This window comes from Sphingobacterium sp. HSC-15S19 (assembly GCF_050433745.1).
Classification (GTDB): Bacteria; Bacteroidota; Bacteroidia; order Sphingobacteriales; family Sphingobacteriaceae; genus Sphingobacterium; species Sphingobacterium siyangense.
In genome coordinates this window covers 56,091-82,929 of the sequence record NZ_JBNPWQ010000030.1, presented here as the reverse complement: position 1 = coordinate 82,929, position 26,839 = coordinate 56,091, and the positions used below count along the sequence as shown (strand labels likewise).

Here is a 26,839-nt window from a genome sequence, read left to right as displayed (position 1 = left end):
AAACTAAATTTAAATGGAATGAGCCCGACAGAATATCGAGCTCATTATTACAAATCTAATTAACTAAATTTGTCCAATCTTTTGGGGGCAGTCCACCTTGGACTGCCCCTTTTATATTGAATGAAGTATTTGTTTTATTGATTTGTGTTTTTTTACTAAAGTATCAATAGAATCAATCGTTTGGTTTATCGCGAAATGCAACGAGTTCATTGGTCTGAATAAACCTTGCGCTTCCATTTATACAATCGTAGACTTGCGTAATCATAAATAAGTTTTTTTGCTATTTACTCACTTTAACCGTAAATGGAACGACATACTGTCCCCACTCCAAAGAAATAGTTCCTTGCGGAGTAGCGTTGATCTTAAATTGTTCCTGTGAGGTACTTGCAGTAGCGTTGCTTACGGAAACGCGGAGCGCATCTTCGTTGGCATCATATTTTGTTCCCCACTGATTCCATACTTTATTAAACATAATTGTTGTTTCGTGTTCTCCAGGGATACTGTAAAGACCATATTTTCCAGCGGCTAATTTCTTGCCTTCAACCAATACATCTTTATTAAATTCGATGGTGGTCGCTTCATCCGCTCCAGTACGCCATACAATGCCGATAGGGGCGATATCAACACCAAGCTGACGGCCTTTCAAAGAAGGGCGGCTATAGTTAATGTCAATAGTGACACCGTCGGTGGTGGTTATTTTGGTGTTGTCTGGAGGACTCGGGCGTTTACTTTTGTCGGTCTGAGCAAAGGTAAGTTGACCTATTAAGGTCAGGATTGTTAAAATTAGTACTCTCATTTTGTGTATATTATTGATTAAACAGTTAAATATAAGATTTTTAAATTATGGAATTGTTAGTTTTTTTTGAAGACTTTGGGTGAGGTATTTTGGTTATATAAACAGAAAAGCCAGGATATGAATCACTGGCTTTTTCCGTTTATACCCATTATTTAAACAAGATATTCAAATAGTGTCTGGTCTTTGTTGATTTCAATGACATCAAACTTATATTCTTTCATGCGTTCAATCAATGTTTCGTAATCTTCAGGCTTGTTGAGCTCAATGCCGACTAGGGCTGGACCTCTTTCGCGTTCTGTTTTTTTGATAAACTCAAAACGGGTAATATCATCCTTAGGTCCCAATACTTCAGAAACGAAGAGTTTTAATGCACCTGGGCGTTGTGGGAAACGAACGATAAAATAATGTTTGTATCCTTCGTAAAGCAGAGACAATTCTTTGATTTCACTCATGCGGTCGATATCGTTGTTTCCACCGGATATGATACAGACGACTTTCTTGCCTTTAATTTCATCTTTGTGAAATTCAAGAGCAGCTACCGATAAAGCACCCGCGGGCTCAACGACAATTGCATCCTTATTATACAGCTCTAGGATGCAGGTACAGATCTTTCCTTCAGGAATAGAGCGTGTATCATCCAACAATTGCTTGGCAATTTCAAATGTCGTTGCACCGATCTTTTTAACGGCGGCCCCATCAACAAATTTGTTGATATGCTCGAGCTCGATCGGTGCGCCATGTGTCAAAGCCGCTTGCATAGAAGGAGCTCCTTCGGGTTCAACACCATAACATTTGATCGCTTTGTTTTTACTCTTCAGGTAATAGCTCGCCCCCGCGGCAAGTCCACCGCCACCAATTGGGATAAATATGGCATCCATATCGGGAAGATCTTGTAGAGCTTCAACGGCCACAGTACCCTGTCCTTCCACAACTTTGAGATCATCAAATGGCGGGATGAAAGTCATGCCATGCTCTGCTGTGTAAGCCAACGCCGCTTTTTGACAGTCATCAAAAGTGTCTCCCGTCAAGATAATCTCTACATTACCGTTACCCCACATTTCCGTTTGTGAGATCTTTTGGCGTGGTGTCGGTCCCGGCATAAATATCACACCTTTGATGTCGAGTTTATTGCAGGAGAAAGCAACGCCTTGGGCGTGGTTACCTGCACTCGCACATACAACGCCGCGTTGTCGCTCTTCCGCTGTTAAGGAGATAATTTTATTGTAGGCACCGCGTAATTTATAGGAACGTACGACTTGTAAATCTTCCCGTTTGAGATAGACTTCGGCACCATATTTTTCGGACAGATGCCGATTATATTGAAGCGGTGTTCTGTTGACCACAGACTTGATGCGGTCAAGTGTAGCTTCTGAATTGATGTTTAAGGTTGATAGATTCATTGTTAGATGATTGCCTAGTTAAGGTAGCAAATAAAACGCAGATATTTGCTGTTATATGAGAGATTCTACCTATACAGTGTTTAAATTTAGTTGATTTTGAATGGAAGACCGTCTGAACACATGCTAAAATAATAATCAGCTATGCGTCATGTGGATCCTTTTAAAAAAATGTACTTATGATAAAAAAAGGCTGCATCTGCAGCCTTCCTTTTTTTATATTTTTTCCTGGATGAGGCTTTTTAGGTCGTCATCACAAATATTTTTCTTTTCGTCGGCTAAAACCAAGAAACGTTGATAGCAATCTGCTAAATCATCTTTTTCAAGATGGAAGCCTAAACGCTCCAAATGGTGTTTAAGGGCATGTCTTCCTGAACGTGCAGTTAAAATAATATCAGCTTCAATCAAACCAACATCTTCTGGTCTGATGATCTCATAGTTTTCGCGGTGTTTTAGGAAACCATCTTGGTGAATACCCGAGCTATGCGCGAAGGCATTACGGCCAACGATTGCTTTGTTCGGTTGGACAGGCATGTTCATCATTTCACTTACCTTGCGCGATAAGTACGTAAACATGCGGCTATCGATGTTTGACGTTAAGCTTCCAAACGACTGGTTGTGCACCTTAAGGATCATGGCTACTTCTTCAAGCGACGTGTTTCCGGCACGTTCGCCGATACCGTTGATCGTACATTCTACCTGGCGGGCTCCATTTTGTATGGCAGCGATAGAATTTGCTGTTGCAAGTCCTAGGTCATTGTGACAATGTGCGGAAATAATTGCCTGATCGATATTGCGTACATTTTCCTTGAGGTAATTGATTTTTGAACCATATTGGTCCGGTAAACAATAACCGTTTGTATCAGGGATGTTGACCACCGTAGCACCAGCCGCAATCACCGACTCAACCATTTTAGCTAGAAATTCCAAGTCTGCGCGACCAGCATCTTCCGCATAAAACTCGACATCTTCCACATAGGATTTGGCATGTTTTACAGCCGCAACAGCACGTTCTAAAATTTCTTCTCTTGTGCTGTTGAATTTATATTTGATATGCATGTCCGAAGAACCAATACCGGTATGGATACGTGGGCGTTTGGCATATTTTAATGCCTCGGCAGCTACGTCAATATCGTTTTGATTGGCACGGGTCAATGCACATATAATAACATCGTTCACCGCTTTAGATAATTCTACCACCGATTGAAAATCACCAGGGCTAGACACTGGGAAACCGGCTTCGATAATATCTACCCCTAGTTTTTCCAAGTCTTTAGCAATCTCAATTTTCTCTGGAGTAGTTAATTGGCAGCCTGGTACCTGTTCGCCATCACGTAAGGTGGTGTCGAAAATGTAAAGATGATTAGGATCGTGTAACATAATTTCTTAATTCAAAAGATTTACAAATTAAAAAGGGTATACTATTTAATAAACTCCAATACTTTTTCACCCATTTCCTGAGTACCTAAGATTTTTGAAGATTCAGTGCTGCTGTTGGCAATATCACCGGTTCTCCAACCAGCTTTTAATGTTTCAGCAACAGCATTGGTAACAGCTTTAGCTTCGTCCTGTAGACCAAAGCTAATATCAAGCATCAAGGCTGCAGATAAAATTGAAGCCAATGGATTTGCTTTATTTTGACCAGCGATATCGTGTGCTGAGCCGTGGATAGGTTCGAAGAAGCCTGTGCCATCACCTACGGAAGCAGAAGCCAACATACCCATTGAGCCTGCGATCTGTGACGCTTCGTCTGTCAAGATATCACCAAAAAGATTGGCCGTTAATACCACATCGAATTTCTTCGGATTTTTAACCAATTGCATGGCTGCATTATCGATAAACATGTGCTCGGTTTCAACATCCGGATATTCTTTTGCGATTTCCTGTACTACTTCTCTCCATAGGCGGGATGTTTCCAATACATTGGCTTTATCAACAGAGCATAATCTTTTGTTACGTGTGCGTGCGGCATCATAAGCTTTACGTGCGATACGTTCAACCTCGTAACGGTGGTAGTTCATCAGATCTGACGCAAAGGTGTTGTCCTCATTACGGTTTTTTTCACCAAAATACACATCACCTGTCAATTCACGGAAGAAAAGGATATCTGTACCTTGAAGAATTTCAGGCTTTAAACTCGAAGCATCCAATAACTCGTCGAATAAAAGGATTGGACGAAGATTTGCATAAAGACCTAGTTCTTTACGGATTTTCAACAAGCCTTGTTCAGGTCTTACTTTAGCAGAAGGATCATTATCATACTTGATATGGCCAATGGCGCCGAAAAGGATCGCATCAGAAGCTTTTGCTTTCGCTAATGTTTCATCAGGAAGAGGATTGCCCGTAGCTTCAATTGCAGTATGGCCCATGATAGCTTCATCAAAGCTGAATTCATGACCATAATTTTCACCGATTTTTTCTAAAACTTTTTTACCCCAAGTTGTTACTTCTTGGCCGATGCCATCTCCAGGTATGATTAAAATATTTTTCTTCATTGTATTTTTAGTATTGAGCTATCAGCGATATGTATATTGAAACTTTGGAAGATAGGCCTAAGCCCTATTGTATTGTCTTTATTTTTGACTTTTGATTTCCAGTGTTTTGTCGATAGCTTGATTCTTTTTTTATTTTTTTGTTCTTGTTTTCGAATTAATTGAAGTTATCCACATTTTTCATGTGGATAAAGCTTCTTTTTTGTGGATAACTTCGGATACAGCCTTTACTTCTCCTTTTTCCAACACGATTTTATTGTCAATGCACGTTGGTAGTTGTGTCTGGAAGTGCCCTACATAAATGAGCGTCTGGCCACTTTTACTGAGGTCATCAATGACATCGTTGAAATACTGGGTCTGCTCTTTATCTAAGCCTTGACAAGGTTCGTCCAAAATCAGCAATTCTGGATGCTTCACGATCGTGCGAGCCAATAGGACCAAACGTTGTTGGCCTAATGGTAACGACCCCAAGGTTTTGTGTTTAACCTCTTTAAGGTCAAAAAAATGGAGAATTTGCCCGAGCTTTTGCTGTTGTTCAAATCCTAATCGCTGGTATAGGCTCATGGAATCAAAAAATCCAGAAGCAATAGTCTGCCCAACGTTGGCATTCATATCATAATACCAATGCAATTCTGGCGATATAATACCCAAATGTTCTTTGATATCCCAAATGCTTTCTCCAGATCCTCTTTTTTTGCCAAAAAGATGGATGTCGTTGGCATAGGCCTGTGGATGATCGCCGTTGATTAAACTGAGTAACGTGGATTTTCCTGAACCATTATGCCCTTGTAGCAACCATTTTTCGCCGGCTTTTACTTCCCAGTCAATATTCTTTAAGACTTGTTTTTCGCCATAGGAGATATTGATCTTGTTCATTTTTACCATGATCGGAGAAGTTACTTCAGGGGCTCGTTGCAGAAAATAGGGGAGTGCCTTTCTTGTGCGGGGCAATCCTCTGGATAACGCATTGCTATTTTGGCGAATAACAATCTTACCATGCTGGAGCTCCGCAAAACGATTGATACATTCCGGTTGTTCGTCATCATTACTTATCAACAACAAGGTAACTCCTTTATCCGCAAGCTGATCGAAAATCTGATTGAGATCTTCCCGAGACTGTGCATCTAGTCCTGTATAAGGCTGGTCGATAATGAGCACCTGCGGTTGAAGCCACAAGGCCTTGATCAATTGTAGTCTTTTGTGTTCGCCACTCGAAAGTTCAATCAACTGCTGATCTTTGAAATTTTCGAATCCAAAAATGTTCAGGTAGGAACGTACATTTTCAAAAGAAAGCTGTTCTTCTTGCGCAAAATGTTTCAACTCAGCAAAAACCGTTAATGTATCGTTTTTTGCAAATTTGTTATAGCGCTGTTGGTAATAGAAATTGCGATCGCCTTCAAGATTGGTAAACTGAAACCAATTGGAAACATAGTGAATTTTTGCCGGCAGTGGGCTCGTTGGATCAAGGTGGAATGTGATCTCGCCTTCATACTTCAATTGCCCGGCAATCGCTTTTGCAAGTGTGGTTTTTCCTGTACCGCTCGGACCGCCTAAGATCCATTGCTCGCCAGGAAAAATTTGCCAATTTAAGTCGTGCAGTACGGTATCTTTACCGTACTGAATGGTTAAATTGGCAATATGGACGACAGGATCTACCATTGTCTGTTTGCTTCAAATGCTTCGATTGAATCTTTCTGGTTAAGGATAAAATCAATGTCATCATATCCATTGATCAAACATGATTTTTTGTATGGATTGATTTCAAACTCAAATTGATCACCTGTCTCTGTCAACATGACTGTTTGTTTTTCAAGATCAACGATAATCGCTGTTGTCGGATTTTGGTGCACCAATTCGAAAATTTTTGCCAAAAACTCTTCGGGTACCTGAATCGGTAATACACCATTGTTAAGGGCATTTCCTTTGAATATATCGGCAAAGAATGAGCTGATGACCACATCAAAACCATAGTCTTGAATAGCCCATGCGGCATGTTCGCGGCTTGAACCACAACCAAAATTCTTACCGGCAACCAATATTTTCCCTGTATAGGTCGGGTTGTTCAATACAAAGTCAGTTTTAGGCTGATTGTCTGTATCAAAACGCCAGTCGCGGAATAAATTATCACCAAAACCTTCACGCGTGGTTGCTTTTAGAAAGCGTGCGGGAATAATTTGATCGGTATCAATATTTTCGATCGGTAGAGGGACTACCTGTGACGTTAAAGTTTCAAATTTTTTCATTTTTTTCTGCTTAGATCAACTCTCTTACATCTGTTACTTTACCTGTTACTGCCGCAGCTGCTGCTGTCAAAGGAGATACCAGCATGGTGCGGGCATTCGGTCCCTGACGCCCTTCGAAATTTCTATTTGAAGTCGAAACACAATATTTACCAGCAGGGATTTTATCTTCGTTCATACCTAAACATGCCGAGCATCCTGGTTCACGTAACTGGAATCCTGCCGCTTCAAATATTTTATCCAAGCCTTCTTCTTTAGCTTGTTTTTCTACTTGTTTTGAGCCCGGTACAATCCATACTTCAACGTCTTGTGCTTTTTGCTTGCCTTTAACAAATGAAGCTACTTCACGTAAATCTTCAATACGGGAATTGGTACAACTTCCGATGAACACATAATCAACACGGTTGCCTAAGACTGTTGAGTCATCTTTGAAGCCCATGTAATCCAATGCTTTTTGGTACGATGGTCTTTCTGATTCCGCTTGTGCGCTAGTTGCTGGAATATGCTCCGCAATACCCATACCCATGCCTGGGTTAGTACCATAAGTAATCATTGGCGCAATGTCTGCAGCATCAAAAGTCAACACTTTATCAAAGATGGCATCTTCGTCAGAATACAATGTTTTCCAGTACGCTAGGGCTTTATCCCATTCCTCACCTTTCGGCGCGAATTCACGGCCTTCTACATAGTCGAAAGTGATCTGATCCGGAGCAATTAAGCCTCCACGTGCACCCATTTCGATACTCATGTTACAAATGGTCATACGTGCTTCCATGCTTAATGAACGAATTGCTGAACCGGCATATTCAATAAAGTAACCTGTACCGCCCGCAGCAGAGATTTTGGAGATGATATATAGGATGATATCTTTTGCCCCAACACCGTTTTGAAGGGTACCGTTGACTTCAATTTTCATTGTTTTTGGCTTCGACTGCAATAAACATTGTGTTGCGAAGACCTGTTCAACTTGAGAGGTTCCAATACCAAAAGCAATAGCTCCAAAAGCACCATGCGTGGAGGTATGACTATCGCCACAGACCATCGTTTTACCTGGTAGGGTGATACCCAGCTCCGGACCAATAACGTGTACAATCCCTTGGTATGGATGCCCCAAACCATATAGTTCAATACCAAATTCAGCACAATTTTTGGTGAGCATATCAACTTGATAACGGGATAGCTCTTCTTTGATCGGTAAATGTTGATTGAGTGTCGGTACGTTGTGGTCGGCAGTAGCTACCGTTTGCTTTGGACGAAAAACTGGGATTCCTCTTTTACGCAAGCCATCGAAAGCTTGAGGTGAAGTAACTTCATGAATCAAGTGGGTGTCGATATAAATAATATCCGGAAACCCTTCTTCACGCTTGACGACGTGAGCATCCCAAATCTTTTCTACTAATGTTTTTGACATTTTTTATTCTCTCTTATGTTATTTTTATATGAATCAAGGTGATATTGTAAATGTCTCAATATCACCTTGATTTCAATATACTAAATTACGAAATATTCATGATTTTTGGAGCATGTATAATCTCGTATGGACTTTTAAACAGTTTTGATCGCTTTCATTGCAGTCATCGCTTTACGCAATTTGCGACCAACGATTTCTACAGGGTGATCACGCAAAATTTCATTGATGACAACCAATTGTGCGTTATCAACTGCAGCATCTTTGTTGTCGTTAAAGTTTTTACCGACTAAATCCGTATCAACAGTTTTCATGAAGTCTGCCAACAAAGGTTTACAAGCTTGGTCGAATAGGTAACAACCGTATTCTGCTGTATCAGAGATAACACGGTTCATTTCGAACAACTTCTTGCGAGCGATTGTGTTAGCGATCAATGGTGTTTCGTGCAATGATTCGTAGTATGCTGATTCTGGTTTGATACCTGCTTCAACCATTGTTTCGAATGCCAATTCAACACCTGCACGGATGAAAGCAACCATTAGCGTATAGTTGTCGAAGTATTCTTGTTCGTTGATTTTAACATCACCAGCAGGTGTTTTTTCGAATGCAGTTTCACCTGTTTCGGCTCTCCATTTCAATAAATTTGCATCACCATTTGCCCAATCTTCCATCATGGTCTTGCTAAAGTGACCTGACATGATATCATCTTGGTGTTTTTGGAATAAAGGACGCATAATATCCTTCAATTCTTCTGAGATCTCAAATGCTTTTACTTTTGCAGGGTTGCTCAAACGGTCCATCATTCCGCTTACACCACCATGTTTTAAGGCTTCCGTAATCACTTCTACACCGTATTGTACCAATTTCGATGCGTAACCAGCTTCGATACCTTTCTCGATCATTTTGTCGAAAGACAAGATCGATCCTGTTTGCAACAATCCACAAAGAATTGTTTGTTCACCCATCAAATCTGATTTTACCTCAGCTACGAATGAAGACTTCAATACACCAGCTTTGTGTCCACCTGTCCCTACACAGTACGCTTTTGCTTCAGCCCAGCCTTTTCCTTGTGGATCATTTTCCGGGTGAACAGCGATTAAAGTAGGAACACCAAAACCACGAAGGTACTCTGCACGAACCTCAGAACCTGGACATTTTGGAGCAACCATGATGACAGTAATATCTTTACGGATTTGCATACCTTCTTCAACGATGTTGAAACCGTGTGAATACGATAACGTAGCGCCTTCTTTCATCAAGGGCATTACAGCGTTGATTACTGAAGTATGTTGTTTATCTGGAGTCAAGTTGATAACTAAATCCGCAGATGGGATCAATTCTTCGTAAGTGCCTACGTTAAAGTTGTTGTCCGTAGCGTTTTTCCAAGAATCTCTTTTTTGTTCAATAGCTTCTTTACGCAAAGCATAAGAAACGTCCAGTCCGCTATCTCTTAAGTTTAAACCTTGGTTCAAGCCTTGCGCACCACATCCTACGATTACGATTTTTTTACCTTTTAAAGCGTTTACACCATCCGTGAATTCGGTGTTGTCCATGAATTCAGCGTGACTTAATTGTTCTAACTGCTCTCTAAGCGGTAAGGTGTTGAAATAATTTGCCATTGTTTTACTTTCTTTCTGTTATGGGTTGTTGATTATTTATTTTAATTATTGTACTAATCTGCGTTGAGCCATTGCGTAACCGAAATGAACGTTATCGTGTCCTGATGTCAGGGCTATAACTTCTTCAATGGTATCCATTGGATAGCCATAGGTTGCTGTTGAAAAAGAGGTGATTTCTCCGAAAACACCGTTTTCATAGTCAGCAGCAATTTGCTCAATACTGCGGATTGCGATTTCTTTCAATTCATCAACCTCTGCTTGTTCAACAAAGCGGGTTGGCTTGGTGTCTTTTTTATAATCTTCGTTATAGTTCACCCAAGTCGTATCGGCCTTGATTCCTGTACGGACATAAACCAAAGTCTGTGTGCTGACGACAATGTGGGCAAAATTCCAGATGATATTGTTGTTAAATCCCGCGGGAATTTTGTTAAGCTGTTCAATGGAAAGACCGTCAAGTAATTCAATGAATTTCTGACGTGACTTTAAGATAAATTTAAATGTCTCTTGCATAATACTATTAAAGCTTACATCGTAAATACGTCATCTCTTTTGTCGAGATACTCGTTTTCTACAATTTCTATCGATGGTTCCTTGGCTTCAAACTGAACCAATTTGGAATGGAAACCTGCACTATCTTTAATGATGGCGATACGTGCGCCACGGACAAATTCGATCAAACCATATTTGGTCAATTCTTCTGTCAACTTATCGATCTCCTCGCGGTGACCTGCAGTTTCAAAGACGATATAGTCGTTGCGGATCACAACAACATTGGCACCATATTGACGTAGCAAACGTTCTACATATACCTTTTCATTGACCACATCGGCAGGGACCTTATATAAGGCTTGTTCTTGCCATATTACTTCATCATTGGTATTGTAGTAGGCTTTAAGAATGTCAATTTGTTTTTCTAACTGACGGCAAAGCTTACGCAGAACATCTTCAGCCTCCGTGATTACGATGGTAAAACGATGTATTCCTTCTACTTCAGAAGGGGAAGTATTCAAGCTTTCAATATTGATTTTTCTTCTTGAAAAAATTGTTGAGATCCGACCGATAAGACCGATTGAATTCTCTGTATATAGGGTGATGGTATATTCTTGTTTTTCCATGTTAAATTCTACTTTAAACGTATCTCAGATACCGATGTTCCTTGTGCAACCATTGGAAATACATTGTTTTCCTTACCTACCATCACTTCCAGTAGATATGCTCCGTCGTGATCAATCATGGTTTTCAGGGCACTACGTAGGTCTTTACGTTCCGAAATCTTCTGACCGTCGATGTAATAGCCTTTCGCTACAGCAACAAAATCAGGACTCGTGATATTCACGAATGAATAACGTCTGTCGTGGAACAATTGCTGCCACTGGCGTACCATGCCCAAGAATTCATTATTGAGGATCATGATTTTGACTTTTGCGCCAAATTGCATTATCGTTCCGAGCTCCTGGATCGTCATTTGTATACCACCATCACCGATGATTGCTACGACAGTTTTCTCTGGCGCGCCATACCAGGCACCGATTGCTGCCGGAAGACCAAAGCCCATCGTTCCTAAGCCCCCTGAGGTTACATTCGATTTGCTGTTGTTGAATTTAGCATAGCGACAAGTTACCATTTGGTGTTGACCGACGTCCGTTGTAATGATCGCATCACCGCCTGTCAATTCATTCAACACATGGATGACCTCACCCATGGTCATAATATCGGTTTGTGGGTGAAGTTCATTTTGGATGACTTCTTTGATTTCTTCTTTTTCAAGTTCACGGAATTGTGCAAGCCAAGCGGAGTGATTTGTAGCGTTTACCAATTCCGTCAGCATTGGAAGTGACTCTTTACAGTCGCCCCATACAGGTACGGTTGTCTGTACGTTTTTGTCAATCTCTGCTGGGTCTATATCCAAATGGATTACTTTTGCTTGTTTGGCATATTTGTCCAAACGACCTGTTACACGGTCATCGAAACGCATACCAATGGCTATTAAAACGTCACATTCATTGGTCATGACATTTGGCGCATAGTTACCATGCATACCCAACATCCCTACGTGAAGTTTATGATCCGTTGGAAGTGCACTTAAGCCCATGACAGTCGATGCCGACGGAATGCCAGTCTTCTCGATAAAAGCTTTGAATTCTTCCTCTGCTTTTCCAAGAATGATGCCTTGTCCAAAAAGAACAAATGGTTTTTTTGCTTTGTTGATTAACTCGGCTGCCTGCTCAACATATTCTTTACGAACTTGTGGTGCAGGTCTATAGCTACGTACGTGGTTGCATTTTTCATAACCGAAGTAATCGAACAATTGTAGCTGTGCATTTTTAGTGATATCGATCAATACCGGTCCTGGACGACCTGTGCTGGCAATATAAAATGCTTTTGCGAGTGCAGCTGGAATTTCAGTTGCGTCGGTGACTTGGTAGTTCCATTTGGTGACTGGTGCCGTGATATTGATGACATCTGTTTCCTGAAAAGCATCTGTTCCCAAGAGTGAAGCAAAGACCTGACCCGTGACACAGACGATAGGGTTACTATCGATCATGGCATCAGCCAGTCCAGTAACTAGGTTTGTTGCTCCAGGACCACTTGTCGCAAAGACGACGCCTGTACGACCTGAAGTTCTTGCATAACCTTGCGCCGCGTGGATCCCACCTTGTTCATGGCGCACTAAAATATGCTTCAGACGATCCGTATAATCATAAAGGGCATCATAGATCGGCATAATTGCGCCTCCAGGATAACCAAATACGGTATCAACTCCTTCGCTCAATAAGGCCTCCAATACAGCTTTCGATCCCGAAATTTGTGTCGGAGTTTGCTGCGCTGTAGCGGCCTTATTTTCTGTTATTTCCAGTGTACTCATTACGTTGATTTTTTTATTGTTGATTATTCAGTCTTTTTAGTATTTAGATATTAGATCTGAGACATTAAGCATCGATTGTTTAGGTCTTTATCTGCTTAATGTCTCTGTTTTTTATTTTCTACTGATCCGTTACGCAGCCTTCTGAGGCATCGGCAACAGTTTTAGCGTATTTGTATAAAACTCCTTTGTTAACTTTTAACGCTGGTTGTACCCAAGCGGCACGGCGTTGCGCGATCTCTTCATCGGAAAGTAGCACATTGATACTGTTATTTACTGCATCGATCTCGATAATGTCATCATCATGTACAAGACCGATTAATCCGCCTTTGTAAGATTCTGGTGTGATATGCCCTACGACAAAACCATGTGTTCCACCTGAGAAACGGCCATCGGTAATTAAAGCAACAGATTTACCAAGACCGGCACCAATAATCAAGGAGGTTGGTTTAAGCATTTCAGGCATGCCTGGTGCTCCAACAGGACCTTCATTTTTGATCACGACAACATCTCCTGGTTTGATTCTACCAGATGCAATACCGGCCACTAAATCATGCTCTCCATCGAATACGCGTGCAGGACCAGTGAATTTTTCACCTTCTTTACCGGAGATCTTGGCAACAGAACCTTTCTCTGCTAAGTTCCCATAAAGAATCTGTAAGTGTCCTGTAGCCTTGATTGGATCGCTCAATGGTTTGATAATCGGTTGGTCATATTCCATGATTGATTTAACATCAGCCAAGTTCTCAGCGACTGTTTTTCCTGTTACCGTAATACAGTCACCATGAAGTAAACCTTCATTTAAAAGATATTTCATGACAGCAGGAGTTCCACCAAATTGCTGAAGATCTTGCATCAAGTATTTACCGGATGGTTTGAAGTCAGCTAATACAGGGGTTTCGTCACTCATGCGTTGGAAGTCATCTTGCGTGATGTCTACGCCTACGGCTTTGCCTATTGCAATAAAGTGAAGTACAGCATTGGTACTACCACCCAAGATAACAATGGTACGTAGTGCGTTCTCAAATGCTTTACGTGTCATGATATCAGAGGGCTTGATATCTTTCTCAAGCAGCGTGCGGATATGTTGGCCTGCCTCTAAACATTCATTTTTCTTTTCTTCCGAGATCGCTGGATTGGAAGATGAGTAGGGTAAGCTCATTCCCAAGGCTTCAATTGCCGAAGCCATGGTATTTGCTGTATACATTCCGCCACAAGCACCAGCACCAGGGCAGGTATGTTTGATAATGCCTTCATAGTCTTCATCGGAAAGATTTCCGCAGATGCGTTGTCCCAATGCTTCAAATGCAGACACAATGTTTAATTCTTCACCTTTATAGTGGCCTGGAGCGATAGTACCGCCATATACCATTAAAGAAGGACGGTCTAAACGGGCCATTGCCATAATTGCACCGGGCATGTTTTTGTCACAGCCAGGAATAGAGATCAAGCCATCATAATACTGTCCACCACAGATCGTTTCGATACTATCAGCGATCACATCACGACTTACCAACGAATAACGCATCCCATCGGTACCATTGCTCATACCGTCACTGACGCCAATGGTTCCAAAGGTCAAACCTACTAAATCATTGTTCCAAACGCCCTTCTTGACAATTTGTGCCAAATCATTTAAGTGCATATTACACGTATTACCATCATATCCCATGCTGGCAATACCGACCTGTGCTTTGTCCATGTCGGCATCCGTAAGACCGATACCATAAAGCATTGCTTTTGCAGCAGGTTGCGTTTCGTCTTGTGTAAATGTACGGCTGTATTTGTTCATTGCGTTTTCGCCGTTAGATGATGACTTCATAATTTTCGTTCTCTAATACTAAATTTTTATATCTTCTTTGGATTGATGCACCTATGCTGTGTTCCCAGGCTTCTTTGTAGATGACATCATCGACTTGTTTGATTCCGATAATTTCTGCCGCAGTCCCGCATAAGAAAGCGCTGTCAGCAGTGTAAATATCTTCTACCGTCAATTGCTTTTCAATGACTTCAAAGTTTAATTTTTTACAGATGTTTTTTACAGTCTGACGTGTAATGCCCGGGAAAATATTCTTCACTGGCGGCGTATAGATTTTGAAATCCTTTTCGATGAAAATATTTTCACTGGATGCTTGGGCAACGTAGCCTTCGTGGTCGAGCATTAACGCTTCGTCGTAACCCTTCCTGATGGCTTCTGTTGTCGCAAGGATGGAGTTTACATATTGCCCAGAGATCTTTGAGTCAATTTTAAACGACTTTGGATTAGGTCTTTTGATATCAGAGATACATACCTTTAATAGGTTTTGACCAAGATATGGCCCCCATTCCCATGCTGCCATCATGATGGTTGCTTCGGTTGATGAGGTTAGGTGCATATTTGAACCGGTCAATACCAATGGACGTATATAAGCTTCTCTTAGGTTGTTGTTGGCCAAGAGCTCATAACAGATGTCGATCAGCTCTCGGTTGCTCCAACGATAGGGAATATTAACGGCTTCACACGATCTCTTTAAGCGATCGAAATGCTTGTCAGCTTTAAAGATACGTGGTCCATTGTGGGTATTATACGCACGTAAACCATCGAACACCGCATACCCATAATGCAGTGACTGTGCAAAGGGATCCAATGCTGCTTCGGAAGCTTTTACAAAAGCTCCATCTAAATAGATCAACGTGTTTTTATCGTAATATTTCATAACCCAAAATTTACCGAAGTATAATAGTTCCCTTTGTTGTGGTATTGGTGGTAAATCATGCTATCTCAAGCTTCTATAAAAACTTTCGATTTTCATTTCCTCAAGGTAGCAGGAATTACAATAATTGGCAATAGGCAAAGTGCTAATTTTGTATTTAGAATAAAATTTCATTAAATCTGTTTTTGTGAAATTTTATTTTTTAATAATTCGTTTTATTCGGTTTTATATTTTGTCAGTCGTATACCATATTTAAAATTGGTCTACAGGTGTAAAATATTATTTTTTGTTACAATGGCCAATTTTCTTCCTAAAATGAAGAAAATGTCAAAAAAACTTTAAAAAAAAAGCTTCCGATATTTCTATCGGAAGCTTTTTAGATTTTATAAAATCGATTTGATTTAATCTCCGATAATTCCTTCAGCAAGCACGGTAATGACATTGTCTTTTGCTTCCACAACACCACCTTTAATGAACACTTCTTGTTCACCTTTACCTTGTTGAATAATTACTTTTCCATCTTCCAAAGTAGAAACAATGGCAGCGTGGTCTTTCAAAATTTGAAAAGAACCCGCAGTGCCCGGTACAGTAACAGAAGTTACTTCGCCTTCGAATGCTAATTTGTCTGGAGTGATAATTGTTAATTTCATTATTCTTAGATATAATCTAGATTAAACTGCTTCTGCTAATAATTTTTTACCTTTTTCGATAGCATCATCGATGTTACCTACTAAGTTGAAGGCAGCTTCAGGGTACTCATCTACTTCACCGTCAATGATCATATTGAAACCTTTGATGGTATCTTTGATGTCTACCAATACACCTTTTAAACCTGTAAATTGTTCTGCAACGTGGAAAGGTTGAGATAAGAAACGTTGTACACGACGTGCGCGGTGTACAGTTTGTTTATCTTCTTCAGATAATTCGTCCATACCTAAGATGGCGATGATATCTTGCAATTCTTTATAACGTTGAAGAATTTCTTTTACACGTTGTGCAGTATTATAGTGTTCGTTACCTAAAACGGCAGGAGAAAGGATACGTGATGTAGAATCCAAAGGATCCACAGCAGGGTAGATACCTAGCTCAGCGATTTTACGAGACAATACTGTAGTTGCGTCCAAGTGAGCGAAAGTTGTCGCTGGAGCAGGGTCAGTTAAGTCATCGGCAGGTACATATACAGCTTGAACCGAAGTGATTGATCCGTTTTTAGTTGAAGTGATACGCTCTTGCATTAAACCCATTTCAGTTGCCAATGTTGGTTGGTAACCTACGGCTGAAGGCATACGACCCAATAGGGCAGATACTTCAGAACCCGCTTGTGTAAAACGGAAGATATTATCGATGAAGAATAATACGTCACGGCCTTGACCTTCGCCATCACCGTCACGGAAGTATTCCGCAACTGTCAAACCTGATAAAGCAACACGCGCACGTGCACCAGGAGGCTCGTTCATTTGACCGAATACGAAAGTACATTTAGAATCTTTCATCAATTCGTGGTCAACAGTATCCAAAGGCCATTCGCCTTTTTCCATGCCTTCCATAAAGTGCTCACCATATTTGATGATACCAGACTCCAACATCTCGCGCAATAAGTCATTACCTTCACGTGTACGTTCACCTACACCGGCGAATACAGAAAGACCACCGTGACCTTTTGCGATATTGTTGATTAATTCTTGGATTAATACAGTTTTACCTACACCGGCACCACCGAATAAACCAATTTTACCACCTTTAGCATATGGCTCTAAAAGGTCAATAACTTTGATACCAGTAAAAAGTACTTCGGATTCAGTTGACAAATCTTCGAATTTAGGAGGTACGTTGTGGATAGGACGACCATTCTCTTTATTCAAATTTTGGATCCCGTCTATGGCATCACCAACTACATTGAATACACGACCTTTGATTTCTTCACCAACAGGCATTTTGATAGGAGCACCAGTATCGACAACTTCCATTCCGCGAACTAAACCTTCAGTTGCGTCCATGGCAATTGTACGTACACGATCCTGACCTAAGTGTTGTTGAACTTCTAATACAACACGTTGTCCATTTTCTTTTTGAATGTACAATGCATCGTAAATTTTAGGTAGATTTTCACTGTCGGCGAAGTTGACGTCAACAACTGGGCCGATAATCTGCGCTATTTTACCAATCTTGGGCATATTATAGGGACTAAATATTTATTAATCAATTTTATATAAGAGACATAAAAGGCCTCTTTTTTGGTCAGCAAAAATAAGGTTATTCGTTTTTAAAAACAAATAGAATTTGCAATTAAATTACAATTTTATTAATGTAGGTCAAAATGTTATCGATTGTAATTCTGTATGTTTCGATTTCTATACCTGCAAATATAGTTTTTCTCTTTTATCCGGCGATGTATTTTTGAAGTTTACAGCTTTACTTCGCTGAATCTTTTATTCGTTTAGGAATGGAACCTGATTAAATAAAATCGACCTGTAACGGAGTGCCTCTAGGATTCGTTACAGGTCGATCGAAATAAATCTGCTATTTTATGAAAAGCAGGACTAGATTTTTTTGTTTAGTTCGTCCTGCAACTGGCGCTTGAGCAATTGTTCCTTTTCCATGGATTTTTTGCGGAAAGTAGCGAATTCCTCTTGCGATTGCTCGGCCGTTTTTTGGAATTCCACCGTGTCCACTTTCGCTTTCCGATAAGAAAATAAAAAGATAAATGCTGCTACTGCCAATACCGCAATGATCGTCCAGACAACAGTATTGTAAAAAGTTTTAGATGTATTGATTCCCAAGAAAGAGAAACTTTCTGTTTTTTCCTTCTCCTGTGCCAACTGATCCTTTAAAACCTGAATTGAATCTTGTAAAGTTTTGGTATTGGACGTATAGTTGCTTGAAGATGATTTTAAAGAGCTGATTTCCTTGTGGAGTTTTGCTACGGTATCAATTACATTTCGTTTCACAATATCAAGGTTGGTTTTTCGTACCATCTTGAAATCATAGTTGTTTTTCGAAATATAATTCAGGTGGTCAAATTGATTCGCCAAACTTCCTTTTTTTAATCCATCCGGACTGTACTTGAAGGCATTATCCTGTTGTGCTGCTGTAGTGGCGGGAGCCGCAGCAGGAGTTTGCGCCTTCAATAGCGTATGGGATGAAATAAATAAAATCGTAAAGAATATAAATGCTAATCTCAATTTGCTCATGTTGTTTATTTTATAAAATGCGTTAATCTAGCTTATCCTAATTGTAAAACTAGGATATACCTGTGATAAATATAAGGAATTATTGAAAAAACGAAAATGTTAAGTGAAATATATTCCAATACATACCTGATTTTCCGTCACTTTATTATGATTCGATCGACCAACTTGGCAAATACCGTAAAAAGGACATAATCTTTTCTTTATAGATTGCCGTGTTTAGTTTGAAATAGTAAGCTCCTTTTTTTGAGTTTTCCTTATCCTTTTCCTCCAGTTTGATGATGAGGTCTGAGGAAAGCAGTTTTCGGCTGAAATTGCGCTTATCCAACTCGATATTGTAAACGCCCTCGTAAAGTGCTGCAATCTGCGGAATTGTGAATTTCTCGGGTAGTAATTCAAATAATATCGGATACAAGGCTGCTTTCATACGTAGACGGTGCTGTGCAGAAGCGATCATCTGATCATGATCGAAGATTAGCGTTGGGTGCTCCCGTAATGGAAACCATTGAGCTTCGTAATTGTCGCTTAGGATATGTTGATACTGCTGTGTATCAATGAGAGCAAAATAACAGATACTGACAACCCGGTCGCTAGGTTCACGCTTAGGTTCGCCAAATACACTACATTGCTCCATGTATACATTTTCAAGTCCGGTCAACTGTTTGAGCACCCGGCTTGCGGCCTCTTCCGGACTTTCGTCGGATTGAACGAAACCACCCATCAGACTCCATTTATTTCTTTCTGGTTCGAAATCACGTTTAATTAAAAGTACTTCAAGGGATTCGCCGTTAAATCCAAATATGATACAGTCAACTGCCAAAAGGATCCCTGAATCTTTTTTATAATGTTCCATCGTCTATCGTTTTATCTTTTTATCTGACACCACCCCATTTATTCCACGAGCAAAACTATGTAAAAAAGTAAATAGCTAAAAATAAGTATAATAATTGTCTGATACATCCCTTTAAAAGGCTTTTATACGCCTATGTCGGGAATTTGGGTTAACCATAATTTGCTGCTATGAAGTTAGCTCTATTTTTTAAATATGAAAATTTTCTTTCATATTTAAAAAAATAAATGTTTATTTGACACTAATTGTTTTTTCAAGGCGAACTTCAGAAAGGGGGGGATTGAAAAATAAGGCGTTAGAGACAATTATAAATTATAAACCAAATTCAGCAAAAATGAATAAATCGTATGTCATTGGGGTGGACTATGGAAGTGATTCGGTCCGTTCGGTATTGGTTGATGCTAACAATGGCGAGGAGATCGCTTCTTCTGTATTTTACTACCCGCGTTGGAAAAGAGGGGAGTATTGTGACGCTGCTTTAAGTCAGTTTAGGCAACACCCGTTGGATTATATCGAAGGCTTGGAAGCAACAATAAAAGATTGTTTGCTCAAATCGGAAATCGACAATATTGGCGCAGCTGTAAAAGCAATTTCCGTGGATACAACGGGATCTACTCCAGTTGCCGTAAACGCAGCCGGGGTTCCATTAGCGTTGTTGGACGAGTTTAAAGACAACCCCAATGCCATGTTTGTTTTATGGAAAGATCATACAGCTGTTGGAGAAGCCAAAGAAATTAACCTGCACAATCAAAATAGTTCGGTGGATTATTTGAAGTATGTGGGCGGAGTATACTCTTCGGAATGGTTCTGGGCCAAATTACTGCATGTTTTTAGGGCTGATGAAAAGGTCCGTGCCGCCACATATAGCTGGGTTGAGCATTGTGATTATATTCCTTTTCTATTGACAGGGGGAACACAGGTGTCTGCTATGAAGCGTGGAGTTTGTTCAGCGGGGCATAAATCGCTTTGGGCCGAAGAATTTGATGGCCTACCTCCAAATTCTTTCTTTTCAACACTTGATCCATTGCTGGATGGTTTGGTTGATCGTTTGTTTTCCGAAACATACACTGCTGATCAATCTGCTGGTCAGCTTTCGGAAGAATGGGCGCAACGATTAGGTCTTACAACATCAGTCGTTGTTGGTGTAGGTGCATTTGACTGTCATATGGGGGCCGTCGGAGGGCAAATTGAGCCGTATTATCTGAGTAAGGTGATGGGGACATCAACCTGTGATATGCTAGTTGCCCCGAAGGAGGAGGTTCAGCATACGTTGGTCAGGGGAATCTGCGGTCAGGTAGACGGTTCAATTATACCGGGAATGATTGGTATGGAAGCTGGGCAATCGGCATTTGGAGATGCTTACGCTTGGCTGAAACAGGTGTTACTGTGGCCAACGAAAAATTTGATACAAGATATTGAAGAGATCGAAGCGCATACGCGTGAACAGTTGATGGCAACTCTGGAAGAGAAACTCTTGTTCAGTCTAAGTGAGCAGGCTGCATTACTTCCCGTAACGGCAACATCTGAATTAGCTTTGGACTGGCTCAATGGTCGTCGAACTCCGGATGCGGATCAATCCTTGAAAGGAGCGATTACAGGTTTGCACCTCGGAACAGATGCGCCTCGGATCTTCAGGGCGATTGTCGAAGCGACTTGTTTTGGCGCAAAGGCTATTGTTGACCGTTTCGTGGAGCAGGGTATTCCGGTAAGAGGTTTGATCGGTTTAGGCGGAGTTGCAAAGAAATCACACTTTATTATGCAAATGATGGCCAATGTGATGAATATGCCTATTCGTATTCATAAAAGTGAACAGACTTGTGCCATTGGCGCAGCAATGTTCGCCGCAACAGTTGCTGGTTTATATGACCGGGTTGAAGATGCTATGAAGGCAATGGGGCAAGGTTTTGAACGAACCTATATACCTGAGGAAAAATGGGTAACCATCTACGCCGAACGCTATGAACATTACAAGGCTTTGGGAGCTTTCATCGAAGGAAAGGAATCGCTCGCCATTACTGTTTAACCATTCAAATTTTAATCATGTATAATTCAATTAAAGAAGAAGCCTACCATTGCAATATGCAATTGCCCCAGCTGGGATTGGTGCTTTTTACATTTGGAAATGTGAGCGTTGTCGATCGTCGTCAGGAAGTGTTTGCGATTAAACCAAGTGGGGTTCCATATGAAGAGCTTTCACCGGAACACATGGTGATTGTAGACTTTGATGGTCAGGTGGTTGAGGGGGATCTTCGGCCATCATCAGATACGAAAACTCATGCGCTACTGTATAAACATTGGAAGGAAATCGGTGGGATCACCCACACGCACTCCACCTATGCGACAGCATGGGCACAGGCGCAACGGGATATTCCCATTTTCGGAACGACACATGCCGATCATTTGACCGTCGATATTCCCTGTGCTCCACCAATGCACGATGAGATGATCGCCGGAAACTACGAGCATGAAACGGGGTTTCAGATTATCAATCACTTTGTCGAAAATAAGCTGGACTATAAAGAAGTGGAAATGATTCTCGTTGGTAACCACGCGCCGTTTGCCTGGGGTAAAACTGGAACAAAGTCTGTTTATAACAGTGCAGTATTGGAACAGGTTGCTAAAATGGCTTGGTTGACAGAACAAATCAATCCGAATGCGCCTCGATTAAAGCCTGCACTGATCAAAAAGCATTACGAAAGGAAGCATGGGGCCAACGCCTATTATGGTCAATAATTTTTAGTAATAAAAAATCTATAGCAAAAACTACAATTTAACATGAATATCAATTTAAAAGAGCTTGAGGTCTGGTTTGTCGTGGGAAGCCAAGACCTATATGGTGAAGAAACCTTGCGACAAGTTGCCCTACATGCTGAGGAAATAGCCAATTATTTAGATACCCAAGCAGCGATTCCAGTAGCGGTAAAATATAAACCGATCGTAAAAAATACGGACGAGATTTATGCAACATTGGCAGCCGCCAACAATGAGAAAAACTGTATTGGCGTTATTACCTGGATGCATACATTTTCACCTGCAAAGATGTGGATCCGAGGATTAAAAGCATTGCAAAAGCCATTGTTGCATCTGCATACACAGTATAACCAAGATATCCCATGGAATAGTATCGATATGGATTTTATGAATCTCAACCAAAGTGCGCATGGCGATCGCGAATTTGGACATATCGTTAGCCGCTTAAAAATAGGTCGTAAAGTCGTTACCGGGCATTGGAAAGATGCGGAAGTGTTGGAACGGATTAATGTTTGGGCACGTGCAGCCGCGGGATGGCACGACTGGCAGGGGGCTAAGTTTGCACGATTCGGCGATAACATGCGTTATGTGGCTGTTACAGATGGCGATAAAGTAGAGGCAGAGGCGCAATTTGGTTTCGCTGTAAACACCTATGCCATTGGTGATTTGGTAGCGGTTATCAATGCGAGTACGGAAGCGGAAATCGCGACATTATTAGCGGAGTACGAAGCGACTTATGAACTTGCCGAAAATGTGAAAGCTGGCGGTGAATATCATACTAACCTCATCGAAGCTGCTAAAATAGAAATTGGCCTACGGAAATTTTTGGAACAAGGAAACTTTAAAGGTTTTACGGATACTTTTGAGGATCTGCATGGGATGGTGCAACTTCCGGGCTTGGCGGTACAACGTTTAATGGCTGAGGGGTATGGTTTTGCCGGCGAAGGGGATTGGAAAACTCCGGCTTTGGTGCGCGCTTGCAAAGTAATGGGTGCAGGATTAGCTGGAACAACCGCATTTATGGAGGACTACACCTACCATTTTGATCCGCAGAATCCCATGGTACTTGGCTCACACATGTTAGAAGTAGACCCCGCTTTAGCAACTGGAAAACCACGTATAGAAGTACATCCGCTAGGAATTGGCGGCAAGGCGGATCCTGCCCGTTTGGTTTTCAATGGCCAAAGCGGAGATGCATTGAATGCCTCTTTGGTCGATATGGGAACGCGTTTTCGTTTGATCGTGAATAAAGTACAAGGTGTTGCTGTGGAAGAAGAGTTACCTAAGCTTCCTGTTGCGCGTGTGTTATGGAAACCGCTGCCAGATATGAAAACAGGCTGTAGCGCCTGGATTGTGGCAGGGGGGGCACACCATACAGCCTACAGCTTGAGCTTAACACCCGAATACCTGGAAGATTTTGCACGTATTGCCGGACTGGAATATGTATTGATCGACGAGGATACTACGGTAGCGAAACTCGAAGATCAATTGAAATGGAATGAACTATATTATTTACTGAGTAAATAATAGCCTAAGCCATTTATACCTGCTCTTCGGGTATAAATGGCTTATAGATAATAACCAATTTGGGAAATATGGAAAAATTTGCAACGGTAGATTACATCATCTTCGTAATTTACTTCTTTATTGTAGCCGGTTATGGCTACTGGATTTATCGTAAAAAGACGAATAGTTTAAGCAGTAGCAAGGACTACTTTCTGGCGGAGGGATCATTGACTTGGTGGGCCATAGGTTCTTCGTTGATCGCATCGAATATTTCTGCTGAGCAGTTTATTGGTATGAGCGGTAATGGATTTGAGGTCGGTATTGCTGTAGCCGCTTATGAGCTCATTGCTGCGGTAGCCTTAATTATTGTTGCGGTTTGGTTTATTCCGGTCTATCTGAAAAACAAGATTTTCACGATGCCCCAGTTTTTGAACAACCGATACAATGAAACAACAAGTCTCATTATGGCAATCTTCTGGTTGTTTTTGTACGTTTTTGTCAATCTGACATCTATCCTGTATCTCGGGGCAATCGCTATTTCGAGTATGGCCGGAGGTGGTGACAGCTTCCACATCATTACAGTTGCTCTAGCCGTATTTGCCGTTATCATCACTTTGGGCGGAATGCGTGTTATTGGCTTTACAGATGTTATTCAGGTTGTTGTATTAATTATTGGTGGTATAGCGACGACCTATGTGGCATTGACCTTGGTCAGTGAACATTTTGGTTTGGGACAAGACGCCTTAGCGGGATTCAATAAACTGATGGAAGATTCGCCGGAGCATTTTAACCTATTTGTCGATAAACCAGGGCCGGGTGCCAGTCAGGAAGATATTAATAAATATCTGATGTTGCCTGGAATAGGGATGTACCTTGCCGGGATCTGGATTGTCAACCTAAATTACTGGGGTTGTAACCAATACATCACACAACGCGCTTTGGGAGCTGATTTAAAGACGGCACGCACAGGGATTCTTTTTGCAGGATTTCTAAAGTTGTTTATGCCGATTATCGTCATGCTTCCAGGAATAGCTGCTTATGTGCTTTATAAAAATGGCGCATTACAACACGAAATGGCTCCTGGAGGGGTGTTTCATGCCGATAATGCGTACTCGGCGATATTGGGCTATCTGCCAAATGGAATGAAAGGACTCGCGCTGGCGGCGCTCACGGCGGCTATTGTGGCCGGATTGGCTGGAAAGGCAAATAGTATCGCAACGATCTTTACACTGGATATCTTTAAAAAATACATCAATAAAGATGCGAGCGAAGCAAAAATGGTCTGGGTTGGTAAGATAACAATTGTGATCTCTATTCTACTTTCTGTTTTATTTACCTGGAATGATGCACTGGGCATCGGTGGCGCCGGAGGATTTACTTTTATCCAAAAATATACAGGCTTTATCAGTCCGGGGGTTTTTGCGATGTTTTTGCTCGGTATGTTCTGGAAAAGGACTACGGGGGCAGCTGCCATTACAGGCCTGGTTACGGGATTTGCATTGTCGGTATTTTTCAACGAGTTTGCAACAAAAGTTTTCGGACCAGAAACATGGATCTATACGGCATATCTTAACAAAGCGGGTGTTTATGAAATTCCATTTCAGATATGTATGGGACTAGCATTTGTGTTTACGATGATCGCTATGATTGCTGTCAGCTTATTTGGACCAAAAGTTAATCCAAAAGCTTTTGTATTGGATCGATCGATGTTTAAAGTGGAACCGTCCGTATTGGCATTAATTGTTGTGACTTTATTGTTGGTGACTGCTATCTATGTGCGTTTTTGGTAGAAATGTTGCCATTTGAATAATTAACTAATTATGAACCATTCCTAATTAAAATTAGGAAGCCTCCATCAGACCGATGGGGTAAAACTTAATTGCAGATGAATAAGAAAATTATTATTGGTTTGTTGACTTGTGCTTCATTGGCTTATGGCTGCCAGTCTTCATCAACTCAAAGTAAGCAAGCAGCGACCTTGGCTGACTCTACCTTCAACCAAGCTTTTGATAGCCAGATTGATGGTAAAGAAGTTAAACTACTCCAGCTCAAGAATGACAAACTCGCTATTACATTGACAAATTATGGCGCACGCCTGGTAAGTTTAAAAGTGCCAGATAAAGACGGTAAATTGACTGATGTGATTTTGGGCTATGATTCGGCCAAAGAATACAAGGATAACTATAATAATTTTTACGGCGCAATTGTAGGGCGTTATGGGAATCGGATTGGCAAAGCATCATTTAAACTGAATGGTGAGGTTTATTCTTTAGAAAAGAATGATGGCGAGAATTCACTTCATGGCGGTACCAATGGCGTTTACAATAAAGTGTGGGATGTCGCCAGTAGCACTTCGACATCAATCACATTAGCCTATACCTCACCTGATAAAGAAGCGGGTTATCCGGGAACGGTCAAGATGGAGGTTACCTATACCCTGGAGGACAACGGTGCTTTAGCCATAGCCTATCAGGCGACAACAGATAAAGAGACGGTCTTAAATCTGACCAACCATGCTTATTTTAACCTCAATGGGGCCGGAGATTCTTCTATTTTGGATCATGAACTTCAAATTGATGCAAAGGCAATTACCGAAGTTGACAATACCTTGATTCCAACTGGAAAAAGTTTGCCTGTAGCGGGCACAGCATTCGATTTTACAAAACCTACACGTATTGGTGCTCGTATTGAAGATCAAAATGCACAACTGAAGATCGGAAAAGGCTATGACCATAATTTTGAACTCAACAAGAAGGATGGTTTCCAGAAGGTCGCACAGGTGTATGCCGCGAAAACAGGTATTGAAATGGACATCTACACAACCGAACCTGGTTTACAGTTTTATAGTGGTAATTTTATGAAAGATTCGGACCCTAAAGGGAAAGATGGAAAAGTGTATCCATTCCGTTCTGCGTTCTGTTTGGAGACACAACATTTTCCAGATGCACCAAATCACCCCAATTTTACATCAACGGTATTAAAACCTGGAGAAAAATATAGTTCAAAAACAACCTACCAATTCAGTGTGAAATAATA

22 protein-coding genes are annotated in these 26,839 nt (G+C 41.1%); 5 read left to right on the top strand and 17 right to left on the bottom strand.

What is annotated here, in order from left to right; all coding sequences use genetic code 11:
* Window positions 1-280: 280 nt before the first annotated feature.
* The 17 genes from L1283_RS21310 to L1283_RS21230 form a co-directional block, all read right to left on the bottom strand.
* On the bottom strand, window positions 281-796 hold the full coding sequence (locus L1283_RS21310; protein ID WP_429626437.1) for a DUF2911 domain-containing protein: 516 nt from the start codon (window positions 794-796) through the stop codon (window positions 281-283).
* 152 nt (window positions 797-948) lie between these two features.
* A complete protein-coding gene (gene ilvA, locus L1283_RS21305) occupies window positions 949-2,196 on the bottom strand; it encodes a threonine ammonia-lyase IlvA (protein ID WP_088163111.1) in 1,248 nt (415 codons plus the stop codon).
* Between the two features lie 213 nt (window positions 2,197-2,409).
* Window positions 2,410-3,573, bottom strand: coding sequence for a 2-isopropylmalate synthase (locus tag L1283_RS21300; protein ID WP_120335010.1), 1,164 nt, complete (start codon window positions 3,571-3,573; stop codon window positions 2,410-2,412).
* A gap of 41 nt (window positions 3,574-3,614) precedes the next feature.
* Complete coding sequence (gene leuB / locus L1283_RS21295; RefSeq protein ID WP_120335009.1) at window positions 3,615-4,688, bottom strand: 3-isopropylmalate dehydrogenase; 1,074 nt, start codon at window positions 4,686-4,688, stop codon at window positions 3,615-3,617.
* 177 nt (window positions 4,689-4,865) lie between these two features.
* Window positions 4,866-6,344 (bottom strand): ATP-binding cassette domain-containing protein, encoded by a 1,479-nt coding sequence (locus L1283_RS21290; protein WP_429626436.1) that lies wholly within the window; start codon window positions 6,342-6,344, stop codon window positions 4,866-4,868.
* Window positions 6,338-6,928, bottom strand: coding sequence for a 3-isopropylmalate dehydratase small subunit (gene leuD, locus L1283_RS21285; RefSeq protein WP_075994369.1), 591 nt, complete (start codon window positions 6,926-6,928; stop codon window positions 6,338-6,340). Before leuD ends, L1283_RS21290 begins: the two co-directional genes overlap by 7 nt.
* A 10-nt stretch (window positions 6,929-6,938) precedes the next feature.
* The gene (gene leuC / locus L1283_RS21280) at window positions 6,939-8,336 is read right to left on the bottom strand and encodes a 3-isopropylmalate dehydratase large subunit (protein WP_088163108.1); all 1,398 of its coding nucleotides are present in this window, start codon (window positions 8,334-8,336) and stop codon (window positions 6,939-6,941) included.
* A gap of 134 nt (window positions 8,337-8,470) precedes the next feature.
* On the bottom strand, window positions 8,471-9,952 hold the full coding sequence (gene ilvC / locus L1283_RS21275; RefSeq protein ID WP_088163107.1) for a ketol-acid reductoisomerase: 1,482 nt from the start codon (window positions 9,950-9,952) through the stop codon (window positions 8,471-8,473).
* A 45-nt stretch (window positions 9,953-9,997) separates the two neighbouring features.
* Window positions 9,998-10,462 (bottom strand): DinB family protein, encoded by a 465-nt coding sequence (locus L1283_RS21270; protein ID WP_220801573.1) that lies wholly within the window; start codon window positions 10,460-10,462, stop codon window positions 9,998-10,000.
* 14 nt (window positions 10,463-10,476) lie between these two features.
* On the bottom strand, window positions 10,477-11,067 hold the full coding sequence (gene ilvN / locus L1283_RS21265; RefSeq protein WP_070570155.1) for an acetolactate synthase small subunit: 591 nt from the start codon (window positions 11,065-11,067) through the stop codon (window positions 10,477-10,479).
* Window positions 11,068-11,075: 8 nt separating this feature from the next.
* Entirely contained in the window at window positions 11,076-12,818 is a 1,743-nt protein-coding gene (ilvB, locus tag L1283_RS21260; protein WP_088163105.1) for a biosynthetic-type acetolactate synthase large subunit, read from the bottom strand.
* Window positions 12,819-12,936: 118 nt separating this feature from the next.
* Window positions 12,937-14,637, bottom strand: coding sequence for a dihydroxy-acid dehydratase (gene ilvD / locus L1283_RS21255; protein WP_088163104.1), 1,701 nt, complete (start codon window positions 14,635-14,637; stop codon window positions 12,937-12,939).
* Complete coding sequence (locus L1283_RS21250; RefSeq protein ID WP_088163103.1) at window positions 14,621-15,511, bottom strand: branched-chain amino acid transaminase; 891 nt, start codon at window positions 15,509-15,511, stop codon at window positions 14,621-14,623. Before L1283_RS21250 ends, ilvD begins: the two co-directional genes overlap by 17 nt.
* Window positions 15,512-15,909: 398 nt before the next feature.
* On the bottom strand, window positions 15,910-16,158 hold the full coding sequence (gene atpC / locus L1283_RS21245) for an ATP synthase F1 subunit epsilon (protein ID WP_046673737.1): 249 nt from the start codon (window positions 16,156-16,158) through the stop codon (window positions 15,910-15,912).
* A 21-nt stretch (window positions 16,159-16,179) separates the two neighbouring features.
* Complete coding sequence (atpD, locus tag L1283_RS21240) at window positions 16,180-17,682, bottom strand: F0F1 ATP synthase subunit beta (protein ID WP_075994361.1); 1,503 nt, start codon at window positions 17,680-17,682, stop codon at window positions 16,180-16,182.
* Between the two features lie 366 nt (window positions 17,683-18,048).
* A complete protein-coding gene (locus L1283_RS21235) occupies window positions 18,049-18,699 on the bottom strand; it encodes a hypothetical protein (protein WP_088163102.1) in 651 nt (216 codons plus the stop codon).
* 145 nt (window positions 18,700-18,844) lie between these two features.
* Complete coding sequence (locus L1283_RS21230; protein WP_429626435.1) at window positions 18,845-19,549, bottom strand: NUDIX hydrolase; 705 nt, start codon at window positions 19,547-19,549, stop codon at window positions 18,845-18,847.
* Between the two features lie 331 nt (window positions 19,550-19,880).
* Here L1283_RS21230 and L1283_RS21225 point away from each other — a divergent pair, with 331 nt between their 5' ends.
* The 5 genes from L1283_RS21225 (at window position 19,881) to L1283_RS21205 (ending at window position 26,837) form a co-directional block, all read left to right on the top strand.
* Complete coding sequence (locus tag L1283_RS21225) at window positions 19,881-21,569, top strand: ribulokinase (RefSeq protein ID WP_429626434.1); 1,689 nt, start codon at window positions 19,881-19,883, stop codon at window positions 21,567-21,569.
* Window positions 21,570-21,586: 17 nt separating this feature from the next.
* A complete protein-coding gene (locus tag L1283_RS21220; RefSeq protein WP_313672265.1) occupies window positions 21,587-22,279 on the top strand; it encodes an L-ribulose-5-phosphate 4-epimerase in 693 nt (230 codons plus the stop codon).
* 42 nt (window positions 22,280-22,321) lie between these two features.
* A complete protein-coding gene (gene araA, locus L1283_RS21215) occupies window positions 22,322-23,824 on the top strand; it encodes an L-arabinose isomerase (protein ID WP_429626433.1) in 1,503 nt (500 codons plus the stop codon).
* Between the two features lie 68 nt (window positions 23,825-23,892).
* The gene (locus tag L1283_RS21210) at window positions 23,893-25,593 is read left to right on the top strand and encodes a sodium:solute symporter family transporter (protein ID WP_286852080.1); all 1,701 of its coding nucleotides are present in this window, start codon (window positions 23,893-23,895) and stop codon (window positions 25,591-25,593) included.
* Window positions 25,594-25,688: 95 nt separating this feature from the next.
* Entirely contained in the window at window positions 25,689-26,837 is a 1,149-nt protein-coding gene (locus L1283_RS21205; RefSeq protein ID WP_286852078.1) for an aldose epimerase family protein, read from the top strand.
* Window positions 26,838-26,839: the final 2 nt, after the last annotated feature.

What these genes read in the sequence shown, in the direction of transcription:
- araA (WP_429626433.1), top strand. Translation starts at nt 22,322, where the DNA reads ATGAATATCAATTTAAAAGAGCTTGAGGTCTGGTTTGTCGTGGGAAGC.
- ilvN (WP_070570155.1), bottom strand. Translation starts at nt 11,067, where the DNA reads ATGGAAAAACAAGAATATACCATCACCCTATATACAGAGAATTCAATC.
- ilvA (WP_088163111.1), bottom strand. Translation starts at nt 2,196, where the DNA reads ATGAATCTATCAACCTTAAACATCAATTCAGAAGCTACACTTGACCGC.
- leuB (WP_120335009.1), bottom strand. Translation starts at nt 4,688, where the DNA reads ATGAAGAAAAATATTTTAATCATACCTGGAGATGGCATCGGCCAAGAA.
- L1283_RS21210 (WP_286852080.1), top strand. Translation starts at nt 23,893, where the DNA reads ATGGAAAAATTTGCAACGGTAGATTACATCATCTTCGTAATTTACTTC.
- L1283_RS21250 (WP_088163103.1), bottom strand. Translation starts at nt 15,511, where the DNA reads ATGAAATATTACGATAAAAACACGTTGATCTATTTAGATGGAGCTTTT.
- L1283_RS21290 (WP_429626436.1), bottom strand. Translation starts at nt 6,344, where the DNA reads ATGGTAGATCCTGTCGTCCATATTGCCAATTTAACCATTCAGTACGGT.
- leuD (WP_075994369.1), bottom strand. Translation starts at nt 6,928, where the DNA reads ATGAAAAAATTTGAAACTTTAACGTCACAGGTAGTCCCTCTACCGATC.
- L1283_RS21205 (WP_286852078.1), top strand. Translation starts at nt 25,689, where the DNA reads ATGAATAAGAAAATTATTATTGGTTTGTTGACTTGTGCTTCATTGGCT.
- leuC (WP_088163108.1), bottom strand. Translation starts at nt 8,336, where the DNA reads ATGTCAAAAACATTAGTAGAAAAGATTTGGGATGCTCACGTCGTCAAG.
- L1283_RS21225 (WP_429626434.1), top strand. Translation starts at nt 19,881, where the DNA reads ATGAATAAATCGTATGTCATTGGGGTGGACTATGGAAGTGATTCGGTC.
- L1283_RS21310 (WP_429626437.1), bottom strand. Translation starts at nt 796, where the DNA reads ATGAGAGTACTAATTTTAACAATCCTGACCTTAATAGGTCAACTTACC.
- ilvB (WP_088163105.1), bottom strand. Translation starts at nt 12,818, where the DNA reads ATGAGTACACTGGAAATAACAGAAAATAAGGCCGCTACAGCGCAGCAA.
- atpC (WP_046673737.1), bottom strand. Translation starts at nt 16,158, where the DNA reads ATGAAATTAACAATTATCACTCCAGACAAATTAGCATTCGAAGGCGAA.
- L1283_RS21220 (WP_313672265.1), top strand. Translation starts at nt 21,587, where the DNA reads ATGTATAATTCAATTAAAGAAGAAGCCTACCATTGCAATATGCAATTG.
- L1283_RS21300 (WP_120335010.1), bottom strand. Translation starts at nt 3,573, where the DNA reads ATGTTACACGATCCTAATCATCTTTACATTTTCGACACCACCTTACGT.
- L1283_RS21270 (WP_220801573.1), bottom strand. Translation starts at nt 10,462, where the DNA reads ATGCAAGAGACATTTAAATTTATCTTAAAGTCACGTCAGAAATTCATT.
- L1283_RS21235 (WP_088163102.1), bottom strand. Translation starts at nt 18,699, where the DNA reads ATGAGCAAATTGAGATTAGCATTTATATTCTTTACGATTTTATTTATT.
- ilvD (WP_088163104.1), bottom strand. Translation starts at nt 14,637, where the DNA reads ATGAAGTCATCATCTAACGGCGAAAACGCAATGAACAAATACAGCCGT.
- L1283_RS21230 (WP_429626435.1), bottom strand. Translation starts at nt 19,549, where the DNA reads ATGGAACATTATAAAAAAGATTCAGGGATCCTTTTGGCAGTTGACTGT.
- atpD (WP_075994361.1), bottom strand. Translation starts at nt 17,682, where the DNA reads ATGCCCAAGATTGGTAAAATAGCGCAGATTATCGGCCCAGTTGTTGAC.
- ilvC (WP_088163107.1), bottom strand. Translation starts at nt 9,952, where the DNA reads ATGGCAAATTATTTCAACACCTTACCGCTTAGAGAGCAGTTAGAACAA.